Origin of the sequence: Rhodopirellula maiorica SM1, from assembly GCF_000346295.1 — a bacterium.
GTDB classification, from domain to species: Bacteria; Planctomycetota; Planctomycetia; order Pirellulales; family Pirellulaceae; genus Novipirellula; species Novipirellula maiorica.
This window is the reverse complement of record NZ_ANOG01000213.1, coordinates 1-13,584: the sequence shown is the minus strand read 5'-3', so window position 1 is coordinate 13,584 and position 13,584 is coordinate 1. Positions and strand designations below refer to the sequence as shown.

Sequence of the window (13,584 nt, the reverse complement as noted above, 5' to 3'; positions counted from 1 at the left end):
CGGCCAAATCCCCGTTAGCCGCTTGGGCGCTAGCCCCGGTTAGATGTTGGGACCGTGGCTAGCGGCCTGCTGATTTAATGAGCCGCTCGCGCGTGAGCGGCCGGCTTCCACGCATTACCCGGTGCCTTACGGCCCACGGCTCATCAATGCGATTTGCATTTCGACTAAATCAGCAGGCCGCTAGCGTCAAAGCGGCTAATATTAGGAAAATCTTCTGGCTTGCTGCCTACCAACGCTTTGATCCGTTTGTCCGACAAACTCCAAGAACACGAATAACCACAATACACACTGGAGTTTACGAAATGACCTGGGGCGATGGAGCGTATTTCACCTGCCCCCATGATTCGGGATATATTCAGCACTGTGACTCACATAAACGTAGCTGCGTTTCACCTGCGGTTCTTCGCGTCTCGGCCTCCTAGAGTTGCGAGGTCGGTGATCTGGTAACATACCTGGGGGGCGGCCAAGCCGTCGGAAGCACGATCGACTTATGAAGATGAATCGCAAGCGTCCTGAACGCTCTTTTGACAGGAAACAGTCGTGAACGACCCCGCAGCTACCGACGGGTGCCCCATGCATTCGAAGACGTTGAGCGTCGATCGCAGGACGGGGCTGATCCTTTTGGTCGGTGTGTGCAGCGTTGGCTTTTTCATAGCCGACGTGGCGACACCCACCTACTTCAAGGAACCGTTTCCAGCGATGCTGGCGATGGGAGTTGTGACGGCACAACTGACGGTCATCTGCGTGTGGGGAACCTTGGTTCGCGGCACGTTTTGGATACGACTTCCGTGGACCTTGCTGCTGCTCGTCATTTCCTGGTGCGGCTTCGCGTGGGGGATCACGATTGAAAAAGGAAGTCCCAATACAGCATCGATGCTTGGGGCCGCTATGCTTTGGATGTTCGGGTTCGTCACCAGCTTTGTGCCTTTGAAGATCGCCGCGATGTGCTTTCGTTGGCAGATCGTCCACCATTCGGAAAACAACCAAACCGCGGCTCGAAATTTCAACTATGCGATCCGTGACATCATGATCGGGACGCTGTTATTGGCGATGACGATGGGGATCGGTCGCGTGATGCTTCCGAGCGACGAAATTAGCTTTACACGGGCCCTGCATGCAAGTTCTCTCAACGAGCCCGAACTGTTGTTTGCGATCACACTCTATGGAATAATCAGCCTGCTGGTGAAGCTGCCCTGTATTTGGATTTCGCTGGGAGAAAAAGCAGAGAAAATCAGATCAAGAATTGGCTTCTGGTGTATCTATTGTCTTTTCTTAGCGGTTGTCGAGATTGGACTGTTGGTCGCAGTTCTGGGTAGTCCTGGAAGCGATTTTGAGGAAATATTTGGAGGCATTATCATCAGCCATCAATTGATGGGCGCGATTATGTTGGGCGTCTGCTGCACGCTGCGAGGCCTGGGGTATCGGCTAGAGCGGTCTGTAAGCCGGCAAGCCGAGCCTGAATCCGCTGCTACGATTGCCGCGCCACGACCCGAATCCGCATGAAGTCCAAGTCGTTGCGAAGTGCCCTTGTTTGCGAAGCGGCGTCTTGGGGGTGTTTGACACAACCGGGGCAAGGAAAACTTACAACCCATGCGACACCGCCAATGCTTGCTGATATTGCTAGTTTCGTGACCGACGCCATGGGTGTCGGATTGCGCGCGGCTTTCGGTCGCGATTCCAACGGAAAACCTAACCCTGACAATCCGGCCAACCTTCGGTTTATCTTCTGCATCTCGATCGTCATAAGTGGGATAGTTGCGTGCGTCGGTTCTCTGATTGCACTGGTCGCGACGGGCACGTTCACCGCTGTTTGGCTTACATTCGCAATCCTGTTGGTTATTGGGCTGCTTGCTTCGTTTCGTGCTGTGTTCCCATAGACATGCCACCGAAAATGAAACTAGTCATCCGCAAAGCAGAGAGACGAGATGCGATTCCCGCGTGGAACATTCGTAATGCGGCCATTCTTGCGGAGTGCACAGGTCACTACTCGGACGAACAGCTGGCGAATTGGACTGGCGGCGAGATCACGGAACAGTTCATCGACGCCGTGTCCCAACATTGGTACGTTGCTACTGCCAACGAGTCCGTGGTCGGCACCGGCATGCTCGACTGCTCGACCGGTCAAGTCGATGCGATTTTCACGCGGCCTGACAGAATGGGATTCGGAATCGGCCGCGCGATGTTGGCCCATCTAGAACGACTCGCTGCCGAGTCAGGGCTGGCACAATTGACCCTGGACTCGACGCTCAATGCTGCGGCGTTCTACAGAAAATGCGGGTTTGTCGGCGATCAACTCAGTGTGTACAAATCACCTCGTGGCATATCGCTGGCCTGCATTGTGATGTCGAAACAAATTGTCCCCTAGCGCATGGACAACGACGATTCGCCTGACATGGACGGGATGGCCAAACTCGCCACATCGACCGAATTGGTCGACACGGTGTCCTACCTTCACACACCCGATGGAGTCGGACGATCCAAAGTTGCGTCGGCGGCTTGTTAATTTGGGCAAAATACAATTTGCATTGGAGAGCTGTCGGTCTTGAGGCGGCCGAGAAACGTGCCGCCACGCAGATTCGGCTCAGCCGTTCGTCCTGGTGCGTCCGTCCTGGTGTACGAAAAATTAATGACATTGTAGGATGATGAAGATTGATTTTCGATGACCATGGCGAAACAACGGCGCTATCGAGAGGCCTGGCAATGACCACCGAGCGATCAATGACCAGCTTTAACATTTCATACGCACTGTGACCGAGACGTGTTGTTAACCCATCTGTATTTGACTGGCTATCGAGGCACAGGGAAAACGTCGGTGGCGACGCGGATGGCGGACGCGATCGGTTGTCCCGTGGTTGATCTCGACGTACACATTCAAGATCATGCGGGCTGCAGTATTCGCGAGATCTTCGCCGACTCGGGCGAACAAGGCTTTCGAGATCTCGAGTCCGAGATGTTGGACATCGTAGCCGCGGAATCCCCCTGCGTCGTCGCACTCGGCGGCGGTGCGATTTTGCGAGAGTCGAACCGCAAACAAATCCAAACAAGCGGCCATTGCATTTGGTTGATCGCCACTGCAGAAATGCTCGCCGAGCGAATCGCTGCAGACTCGGGAACCGCCGCCAATCGGCCAGCCCTGACCCAGCTAGGCCACTTGGACGAGATCCGCGAACTGCTGGCATACCGCCAACCGTTGTACCAGGAGGTGGCGGATGTCCAGATCGATACGTCCGGTAAAACACTCGCACAGGTCAGCGACGAGGCATTACAACATTGCCGCGAAAAACGTTGGTGCTGATCCAACGGGCCGACCCAATGGGTCCGAAATGCCCCACAAACCTCGATTTGCTGTAGAATACGCTTCGTACGTCGTAGCCTTTGCTATTCACCCTTCGAATTTGTTGATTTAACGGGGACGCAAGTTTCCAAGAAGTCCGCAAAAACCGCCACCGGCAAAGCGTGCACTCGTCGATGGTCCGGATCCAACCCGGCCCCCCCAATGTTAAGCTGCTAGTCGCCAAGGAGTCTTGCACCTCATGTTTTCACGTCATCAGTGGACGATTGTCGTGTTGTTTTTGGCGTTGGGCGTGTTTGTGGCGAACACGTTCGATAGTTGGGCGACGCTAACGGTGATCGCAGTCGTTGCTTCGGTGGCAGCGTGGCTGCAGCGTTTGTTGGAACAACGCTACCAAACAGAGGACGGTTCACCGAGACGGTGGTGGTGGCGGTCGCGTCCGTTTGCATTATTCACGGGGCTACTATGTATAACCACGATCTTCGTGGCTCATACCCTACCCTACTTGTCGATGAAATCGGTCAATCCATTTGGAATGGGAGCTGACTTGTTATCGCATACCGCGTTGGCATGGATTGCGTTCTTGTGGGTGATGCGACGTGCCGACGGCCATGGATTGATGTTGGTGTTGGGATTGATCGTGGTTTTGATGGGCGTGGCTGCGGGGGGCGTTAGCAAAAGTCTGGCAGGACAAACCACCATCGGATTTTGCGTGTGTCTCGGTTACGCGATTGCGTCACAGAACATTTTAGGACGAGGGGCATTTTGGAAAACATCGTCGCCCTCGCCAACAGCATCGACCACATCACGTCGTTTCCCAGGTCCGGGCGGATCAGCAACACGCGGCGCCGCAACCAATCACCTGGCGAAACCCGCCCTCGGCCTCCAGGTCTCTGCAAATCGTCATCGCACCGGAATCGTGTTATCCGCATTGACCTTGTCGGCGATCGTGATTGTCACCGGCGCGATCGCCCAAGGCACGAACGCGGGCCTTGGCCGGGGGTGCAATCGAAGATTCAATCGTCACTGAAAAACACGTTGGATACGACGTTTAATAACGTAGCCGTTTCGGGAACTCGCTATGTGTACGGATCGACAATTGGATCGATCCGCAACAACAAGGTAGGCAATCCCGATGAAGTTGCCTTGTGTGTCTTCTCAACCGATTCGCCGGGATATTTGCGAGGCACCGCGTTTGACTACTATGCCAACCGACATTGGCACGTTGCCACGCCACGGGTGATCGACGAATTCGCCTACAAAACCTCGCTGATGAACCACTCCGTGCCTGCATCAGGCCGGGGAACCACCGTACTGAAAAGCAGTCGTTCGTCGAGTCTGAAACGATTTTATTTGACATCACAAGCAAACGAAGATGCCAGCAACGATCCGGTGCAAACGATCGAAGTGCGAAACATCCCCTTCAAAGGCACCACCGTTTTTATGCCACTTGGCAGCCGCTGGATGGAAGCCCACAGTGCCAGTTTAGTCGTGAACCATCATGGGTTAGTCGATCATGGCATCGATGTCAGACACCCGTACATCATTGCAACCGCATCGGAGCCGCCCAAAGACGAATTGGATTTGGTTCGACTGCAATTGCTAACGCATGTCCCGTTGCGGCTTGAACAAGTTCTAAAGCCGCTGGCCTACGAAATCTGTGGTAACGAGACCGATGTACGCAAAAAAGCCGATCGCGTCGTTCAATTCTTTGTGAACAATTTCGACTACTCGCTCACGCCAACGACGCCTCCGAATCGCACCGATCCGCTGTTGTACTTTTTCGAAAAACGGCACGCTGCCCACTGCGAGTACTTTGCCTCGGGTACGGTCGCGTTGTTACGATCGCAGGGGATTCCGGCACGATACGTCACAGGATATGTCGTCGACGAATTGGAACCCAACAAAGAGTTCTGGGTCGCTCGCAACCGCGATGCCCATGCTTGGGCAGAAGCCTACGATGCCAAAACGCAAACTTGGTTCCCGGTTGAATCGACTCCGGGGCACCGTTATGCGACACTCACCGTCGATCCGACGAAGAATCAATCGTACACTCCATCATGGTCGCCACAGATGGCGGATGAAACGATCGCCGGATCGTTCTTTTCGTCAATCAACGCCTTCATCGTTGCCATTCGGGCGAACAATCCAGTGCTTGCAATTTTCCGCGTCATGCAAGCGCCCATGTTTCTGATCTTGTCCGTGATGGTTTGGCGGCGATCGCGACGCATCCAACTGGATCTGGCCGATCCCATGGATCGAATCAGCCACAAGATGCTCCGCAAGATGGATCGCCGCATGAAACGGATGTCGTTGATCCGCGAAACGCATGAAACGATGCACCAGTTCGCCGATCGGATCGAATCGGTCGACGCGAGCGGTGGCAATCGACGTCATGAGTGGATCGAAGCAGCGGCGAAATGGTATCGCGAATTCGCCCAGGCTCGTTATCAAGGCAAACCTCCGGCCCCCATGCCTAAGTTTTAATGGCGAAGTTTTAGCGTCAAAGTTTTAGTTTGCCACCGAGCGTTCAACGGGATCAGCACGTCAAACCGAGCAAAGACGATTCCGAATCACGTCCAATAAAAAAACCGCAGCGCCCCATTCAGGCCGCCGCGGTTTCGATTTTTCATAGGATGATCCCGCCTTAGCGAGTGAACGAGCTTGCGGGCATCGTTGCACTTGCGGGCAAAACTCCGTCTTCGACGGGTTTGTCCGCCATCATGATCTCAGCCGAAGGCGTTGCCGATTTTTCGGCCAGCATCGAATTCCGGAACGTTTGCAACGGACTTTCTTTCGATTGCGCCGGTGTACGTGAGGATCGCCGCTTAATCGTCGTTGTCGTCAACCCCGAGGTTCGCGTATTGATCGACGCGGCGGCGTCGCGGTACTCTTGGTATTTCGTCGACAACTTTCGCTCGGCTTTTGCAATCTTCACTTCGGCAGACTCTTTTCCGGGCAGCATCACGGTGGCGGGAACGCCTTGGACCGTCACACCTTCTTTGGTGCGGAACGATGCCACCAGCGAAATCCGCCGTGCTTCGCCACCGACCGCATCCCATGGCACCCAAATGCTATAGGAAGCACCGAGATCGCATTGGCTGAAGTGACGCGTAAATTGCTCGGGGGTGAATTCAAACCGTTTTGTCGCTTTATCGCTGGTTTCGGCGTTTTCGTCAAAGCCATGAATCACCAACGTACCATCGACAGGAACGGCGTGCGATTTTTCGTTGTAGAAGAAAATCCGTCCGCCAAACCCACGCGTTGGGGTTCGATTGGTTTGCACCAATGTGTCCGGAGTCCAAGTCGCCGCCATCTTGACGGGATTTGGATAGGGCTCTGGGACTTCGTCTTTCTTCTTAGCCCAAGGCATCTTCTCGGCAAATGAACCGCCTGGTTTGGTAACGCGTTTCCCATCGGGGCCGACGGTAATACAGCCGACGGTCGAACAAATCATTGCCACCGCAAGCGATTTGACCGCCACGCTACCAAATAAACGGCACAGAGATCGCCGACGGTCGACGCCGGCAATGGATACGTTCTTGAAATAGGTCATTATCGAATCCATGTTTGCGGGGAAATACTGGGAATCGCTTGTACCGGCTGGGCCCCGGCAGGAATTTGAGCGGTACTGGGTTCAACCGCTCCTAATCGCTGAGGACGATCGCTTGACGCTGCGGCGTAGTCGATCGTTTTGCCAGCGTTTGCGGTTTGCATCCAGCTGACTTGGTTTGCACTGGAATCACTTACCGCTTGGGTATAGGGATTCATCGCAGGACCACTTATGGGTGGACGATTGCTCTCGGTCTGGCTAGGCGCGTCCATGGTTGGCGGTGATTGCCAGTGGATCCCCCCTTCATTGCCATTCTGAGTTAACGGTTGTGCCGCACGGGGTTGCCCGGTTCCTTGCGGTGCGGCACTGCCGGAGCCTCGCTGTGGTTGCACAGGCGTGTTTCGCGATTGCGGAATGGCTCGCGGCATCGCATGCTCAGGCACCGTCGATGACTCGTAGATCACGGGTGAATCGTTTTGCGACGCTCCCGAGTCGATCATGGTCGGTTGATCCGAGATGATGACCGAGGATGCATCGCCCCCGACCGGAGGACAATACTCTTCGCCGTTGAGCAGTTCGCTGTGATGGAATTGGTCGACGGTGGGTTGCAAGTCGGGATAGATCGTCCCCCCGGTCGCTGGTCCCCACAATCCATAACCGCCACTGAGTCCCACGTCACCATGCATTTCGACCACGTCGGCCAAACACCAACTCATGCGGGCCGACTCCGTTGCCTTGACATAGTCGAGGTCCTCTTCGCCAGTCACCAACATTGGCGTCATGATCACGAGCATCTCCGATCGACGCTCAAATTCTTGGTCGTACTTGAAGAAGTAGCCCAACAACGGGATGTCGGCGAGGTAAGGAACGCGGCGGCTAAAGTTGCTACGTGTTTTCTGAATCAATCCACCAAAGATCACCGTTTGGCCACTGTAAGCCGCGACGGTCGATTGTGCGGTGGTCACCAAAATGTCTTGGATCAAAACCGAGCCATCGCCGGTCGGAACCTGGGTACCATTGGAAGCGTCACGGTCCGAGCGAGTGGCATCGATATCCATGATGATCAAACCATCGGCACCAACCCGAGGTCGAACCTGCATGATCAAACCGACTTGTAAGGGTTCCGTGACGACTTGGTTTCCGGAGATTCCATTTTGGATCACGCCGGTTACTTGCGCGATCGTACGACCGACCTGCACAAGGGCTTCGGTATTGTCCATCGTCATGACCTGAGGACGGCTCAGAATCTGCAGTCGACGTGCGTCTTGCAGTGTTCGCAAAAGCAGGCTAACCGATTCACTTGCCGCACTCAGTACGAAACCACCGTAGTTTAGATTACCGTTGGTGGTGCCCACACCGAAGCTGGTCAAACCACGCCCAGCCAAGCTCTCCTTACCAAATGAGCTTGCGTTTGGCGTTCCATTGCCGTTGTAATTAAATCCTGGGTCTGAGTCGGGGAACGCGGTCGAAGCGATCCCGCGGTCAAACATCAACGAGTCTTGCAGGCCAATTTCACCTCCGACTTCGAAGATGTCGTCCAGGCTAACCTCGGCAAGCAACACCTTGATCAGAACCATCGGTGGGCGTCGGTCCAGTTTATCAATCAAACCGCGTACATCTTCATACAGTCGCGGCGACACACTCAACAGCAAGCTATTGGTGATCGGCTCGGACACGACGATCAGGTCGCGATCGGGCAGGTCAAACGGCCCCAGACCGCCTTGTTGAAATTGTTGGATCGAATTGACGCCCGTAGAGCGTTGCTGCACGTATTGCTGGATCGCTGCCGCGACGGTATCGCTCGCTTGGTGACGTAGCCAAATGACTTCGGTGATCCGCTCGGCGAACCCTGCACCGTCGAGTCGTAGCAAAATGCTCTCGACGACCTCGAGGTCTTCGGCCGATCCGCTTGCGATGATGCTGTTGGTCCGCATGTCGGTACTGAATCGCAGCGGAACGAGCGAGCTATCGCTGCCGGATGTCGTCGACGGCAATCCGCCGAGGTTGCCCGCACCGACGCTGGTACCACTGGTCGCGGCATCATCACCAAACAACTGCGTCAACGCGGTGGTCAACTGAACAGCGTCTCCATTTTCGATCGTGAACACTTTGACGAGCGAATCGATGCCGGGTGCTTTATCAAGTTGACGAATCAACTCGCCAATCAGCGGCATGCTGGCTGCCGGAGCCCGAACGACAATCGAATTGGCTCCAGGGTCCGCGGTAATCACGGCGCCGGCTAGGATACCGGAATCGAAAATCTGATCTCCGTCACCATCAACCGCAACCATCGACAGCGATGTCGACGGCGTGGTCACGCTGGCGTCGCCTCCGGTTTCGCTTTCACCATTGATCGCCGACTGGATGACAGGAGCCAAATCTTCGGCGACCGCATTGCTGAGCGGGAAAATTTTGATTTCGCTTTGAGCCGAGACCTGTTGAACATCAAGGTCGTTGATCAGGCGTGTTACCTCTTCCATGTCACGCGGTGCCCCGCTGACGATCAACGAATTGGTGCGATAATCGGCCAACACGCGGACTCGGGGTCCGGTGCCGGGGCGAAGATCGTCGCCAACGCCTGGTCGATCGACAAAGAAGCTGCGGATGGTTTCTTCGGCATCGGATGCCGAAGCGTGTTGCAAGCGAAAGATTCGCAATCGGCTTGATTCATCAACGGGAATATCCACTTTGGCGATCAAGTCACGCACGCCGTTGATCGCTTCGGCGCGACCAATCAGCAGCAACGCGTTGGGCGAATCCAGTGCAGTGATACTGACCTCACCTTGACGTGCCGAGAGCACATCATCGTACAATTGCTTCAGCAGCGTCGCGACGGCGTTGCTATCGGCGTGCCGCAAATTGACCACTTCGATATCGGGGCGAGTCAAATCGCTTTGCTTTTCGATTTCCTTGATGACTTCCATCACCCGTTCCACGTCGCGCTTGGCTCCGCGGATAATGATCGTTCCCAATTCAGGGACGAATTGAATCTGGGTATCGCCAATCACACCCGATCCGCCTTGATCATCCGTAGCGGCGTCACCCTCTTGAGGTGGGAGATCGGCCGGTGGCGTGGGCGTGGCCGCAGCGTCTTGTTGAAAGACCGCGTTTTGGAAAGCATTCTCGGCGGTGATCGGTTTGACGCGTCGAGCATCCAGTTCGCCCAATAGGCGGATCGCCCGTTGAATCGGAGCCGGCTCGGCATTTTCAAGCCGCATCAACTCGGTCACCTTGGATTGATCCAACGAGGGAACGTCCAACGTATTGATGACTTTCTGCCATCCTTTTTGGTTTTGTTGGGCGGCCATCACGGTCACTAGGTTGCGACGACGATCGACCTCAACCGTGGTGCCCTGCAGCGGTGCCGCACTGAGCTGGAACGAAGCACGTTCGCCGTTGCGGGTCGTCGTGATCGGCAGCGGCAGTCCTGCGAGTCGCTTCAAGTCGTCTTCGAACTCACGCCACGTCACATTTTTGAGCTGCACGTGCACCGGGCCCGTCGCCGAAGCTTGCTGGACCGCCTCGGAGTTCATTAACGATTGAACATCCTCCGCGATTTTGCGTTGCGCAGACTCGGGAGCCATCACAACCAACTGATTGTTCTTCGCATCGGGCGAAATTTGCACTCCCGGTACATCGCGATAGATCAAGCTGAGCTTTGTCGCAATCGAGCGTGATTGTGCTGCAGGTACCGAAAGTTTACGAAGTGCGGGGCCTGAAGCATCTTGCGCGAATAGAAAGTTGGTACACGGCACCAACGCCATTCCAAGAGTCAGGGTGCTGAGGATCCATCGCCGCATTTGCGACCACCTTTGTTGTTTGTCGAGAGTCGTACTCCATGAACAGACCTACGTGCGCTCTAGCCCGTTCAATAGGAATCATCGGATCAACCGGAACAATCGCTACAGTCAAAATGCCCCGCATCGTTTGACATCTCGGTATTTGAGGGTGGGGAAGGGGAGGTGAGGAGGTGGGAGGTAGGAGGTGTAGGAGGTGGGAGCTGGGAGCTGGGAGGTGGGGATGATGCTTGGTTTTGAGGAGGGCTGTCGGTGGGCGGAATGTCCGTGTTTCTTCGCTACGGGCAAAAGGCACAAATGTGAAAGGCAAAATGCTTCACGGCTTGTTGAGACGGCGAATATGCCGCTTGAAACGGCGGTTTGCCAATAAAAAACGCACGGGACGCGTCAAACCGTGTGAAACGGATTTCTGCGTCCCGTGCGGGATTGCGTCGTTGATAGAGTGGTGGTGGAGCCGAATTATCCTTGCAGATTCAGCCCACCGGAGATCGGTGCGTCAGTCGAGACCGGAGCGGCCGGGGTGCCAGCAGATGACAGCCCGGGCGTTTTTGCTAGCGTCTCGTTAGCGCAGACCATTCGCCATGTATCCGCTTCGATTTCCAGGATCTGACGCAATTCGTCGACCGCATCGGCATCGCTGGTTTGTTCGGAAAGCAGCAGGTGTTTTGAGAGAAAAACGTAAAGATCGGCGACTTGGACGCACACTTCTTCATTGCCGGTGATGCCAGACAACAATTCGGTGATCAAATCCAATAGCTTCAGCGAATACTCGTTGCTGCCCTTCTTGTCCGGTTGCGTCCGCCACGTGTTGGCAAGCATGCGAGCGACTTCGACCGCGCGTTCCAAGATCATCAATCGCAAACGAGCCGGCGTCGCGTGTTGAATGCTCGATTCGAGATAGCCGTCGGTTGATCGACGCGATTGCTTGTGACCGCTTGGTTGGTAATTCGATGCAGCATGCGAGGGAGAATAGGACATGCGTTACCTGCCTCCTTGCAGGAATATTGAATCAAGAGAGGAAGAATAAGTAGATTACGAATCGATCGTAATTCGCTCAATTTGAGACAAATACGAAGAGTTTCCTTGGATCTTGCTGATCGCTTCTTCGGTGGCGTAAAACTGTTTCAACAAACGCTCGCGTTCGCTCTCGAGTCGTTCGTTCAGTGCCTCGATTCGCGAGTTATTCTGAGTGATCTGTGTCGACAGCGTTTCGGTGCGACCAATCAATAGACTGTTATCAACCCCGGCAATTCGCTCGGCGACCGAATCGAGCCGGTCGGAAAGCCCCGTTTCGGCAGTGGTAAAAAACGACTCGACTGCCGCGGAGTCTTCGCTCATCGCATCACTGAATTTTTCAGTGTCAAAATCAAGTTTTCCTTCACTATTGAAGCGAATCCCGACGCTTCCGAGCGACTTCAAATCACCCGCCTGGGTGATCGATCCGGAAAGTAGTCGGCTGTAGGAATTGCGAATCCGGCTGGCTTCACTCGAACCAAACAGCAATCCCACTTCGTTCGCATCGGCGTCGAAATAGGTCAGCGAATCGAGCTTGTCGACCAGTTTGTTGTATTGGTCGACAAAGGTTTGGGTCGCATTGGAAACGACGCTGGGATCGTCTTTGACCGTAATCGTGATCGGATCGGTCGACAATTCTTTTAGCGTCAAACTGATACCAGTGGCCGAATCAATGACATCGTCATCGGCTGGCCCCACCAAAGCGGAAACCGATTCACCCGCAATCGTTTGCGTCGTGGCTTCACCCGCGATTCCCAGATCCGTTGCGGATCGCCCGCTGCCGACATCTTCGATCGTCAGGGTTTCGCTGCCGCCAGCGGTATCGACCACGGAAATCCCGGTTCCGTCGGTGTTGATCGATGCGGTAACACCGATCCCGAGACTATTGATCGCTTCGGTCAGTTGTCCAACGGTGGTGATTTCTTCGACTCGCAAATTTACCGCACTCGTTTTTCCACGACTGTCGGTGATTTTGAAACTGCCGAGCGAAATCCCCTTGCCCCCTTTCAGCGAATCGAGCGAAGTTGATCCGTTGATCAGGCTGGAGTCTTCGCCGTCGGTCCCAAGGTCGAAAACGCCATCACTGGAACTGACGTAACGCTCGGTTCCGCCATCGGTCGAAACCGCGATCAATGCATCCGCACCACGCGATTCGGTTCGCAGGTCGAGATTAAACCCGGTGGTATTGATAGCAAGTTTGCCAGCCTCTCCACCGCGTTGACTGCGAATCCGCAACGAGAACGATCCATCGTCATTCGTTTGAATCGATGCGGTGCCGTAGCGGCCGTCCTCGTTGATCTTCGTCACCAGCGATTCGAGCGTATCGTCGGCGGTCACTTCGATCACGTCGGCGCTGGTACCGACGATAGCCGATTCGGTTTGCCCGCCAATCGTTTGGTTTGTTGCAGTCCCAGCGATGTTCAAATCCGACGCCGTCGTCGAGGTTCCGCTGTTGGCAATCGTCAGCGTTCCGCTGCCGCCCGCGTTGTCGACGATCGAAATTCCGTCGCCGTTTTCGCTGATCGACGCAGTGACATCGGCCGACAATGCATTGATTTTGTCAATCAATTCGCCGACATTCTTTGCTCCGGCCGTTTTTAGATTGATCGCACCAAGGACGCCGTTGCTGTCCTTGATCGTGAAACTGCCGATATTGACGCCGAGACCGCCGTTCAGGTCTTCGAGCAATGTGTCGCGAGTGACATTTTGCCGATTCAGATTCTCGCCAACGACAATGTCATCGGTCGTCGATGCGGTCAGTCCGAGTTGCGAGGCGGTATCGTCAGCGGCGTCGATCGTAAACGTACCCGATCCGCCCGAAACATCACGTACTTGGAAACCATTGCGAGCGTCGTTCAGCCGTACGGTTAACTTCAACCCGGACTCGGAAATCGCATCGATCACCTCGCTGGTCGTGGTTGCCGATG

11 protein-coding genes are annotated in these 13,584 nt (G+C 55.0%); 7 read left to right on the top strand and 4 right to left on the bottom strand.

What is annotated here, in order from left to right:
* Nucleotides 1–540 precede the first annotated feature (540 nt).
* The 7 genes from RMSM_RS06580 (at nt 541) to RMSM_RS06555 (ending at nt 5,779) form a co-directional block, all read left to right on the top strand.
* Nucleotides 541–1,503, top strand: coding sequence for a hypothetical protein (locus RMSM_RS06580; protein ID WP_144057430.1), 963 nt, complete (start codon nt 541–543; stop codon nt 1,501–1,503).
* A gap of 101 nt (nt 1,504–1,604) precedes the next feature.
* The gene (locus RMSM_RS06575; protein WP_144057429.1) at nt 1,605–1,877 is read left to right on the top strand and encodes a hypothetical protein; all 273 of its coding nucleotides are present in this window, start codon (nt 1,605–1,607) and stop codon (nt 1,875–1,877) included.
* A 14-nt stretch (nt 1,878–1,891) separates the two neighbouring features.
* The gene (locus RMSM_RS06570) at nt 1,892–2,365 is read left to right on the top strand and encodes a GNAT family N-acetyltransferase (RefSeq protein WP_144057428.1); all 474 of its coding nucleotides are present in this window, start codon (nt 1,892–1,894) and stop codon (nt 2,363–2,365) included.
* Between the two features lie 3 nt (nt 2,366–2,368).
* On the top strand, nt 2,369–2,503 hold the full coding sequence (locus RMSM_RS43360; protein ID WP_008693263.1) for a hypothetical protein: 135 nt from the start codon (nt 2,369–2,371) through the stop codon (nt 2,501–2,503).
* Nucleotides 2,504–2,758: 255 nt separating this feature from the next.
* The gene (locus RMSM_RS06565) at nt 2,759–3,295 is read left to right on the top strand and encodes a shikimate kinase (protein ID WP_008693261.1); all 537 of its coding nucleotides are present in this window, start codon (nt 2,759–2,761) and stop codon (nt 3,293–3,295) included.
* A gap of 238 nt (nt 3,296–3,533) precedes the next feature.
* Nucleotides 3,534–4,322, top strand: a complete 789-nt coding sequence (locus tag RMSM_RS06560; RefSeq protein WP_008693260.1) for a hypothetical protein — start codon at nt 3,534–3,536, stop codon at nt 4,320–4,322.
* Between the two features lie 8 nt (nt 4,323–4,330).
* Complete coding sequence (locus RMSM_RS06555; RefSeq protein WP_144057427.1) at nt 4,331–5,779, top strand: transglutaminase-like domain-containing protein; 1,449 nt, start codon at nt 4,331–4,333, stop codon at nt 5,777–5,779.
* A gap of 160 nt (nt 5,780–5,939) precedes the next feature.
* Here RMSM_RS06555 and RMSM_RS06550 read toward each other — a convergent pair whose 3' ends face one another.
* The 4 genes from RMSM_RS06550 to fliD all read right to left on the bottom strand — a co-directional run.
* Nucleotides 5,940–6,848, bottom strand: a complete 909-nt coding sequence (locus tag RMSM_RS06550) for a hypothetical protein (RefSeq protein WP_008693257.1) — start codon at nt 6,846–6,848, stop codon at nt 5,940–5,942.
* The gene (locus RMSM_RS06545; RefSeq protein ID WP_008693256.1) at nt 6,848–10,645 is read right to left on the bottom strand and encodes a secretin N-terminal domain-containing protein; all 3,798 of its coding nucleotides are present in this window, start codon (nt 10,643–10,645) and stop codon (nt 6,848–6,850) included. Before RMSM_RS06545 ends, RMSM_RS06550 begins: the two co-directional genes overlap by 1 nt.
* 456 nt (nt 10,646–11,101) lie before the next feature.
* The gene (locus RMSM_RS06540) at nt 11,102–11,620 is read right to left on the bottom strand and encodes a flagellar export chaperone FliS (RefSeq protein WP_008693255.1); all 519 of its coding nucleotides are present in this window, start codon (nt 11,618–11,620) and stop codon (nt 11,102–11,104) included.
* A 54-nt stretch (nt 11,621–11,674) separates the two neighbouring features.
* Nucleotides 11,675–13,584, bottom strand: a 1,910-nt coding sequence (gene fliD, locus RMSM_RS06535) for a flagellar filament capping protein FliD (RefSeq protein ID WP_040764430.1), incomplete at its 5' end; no start/stop codon positions are given.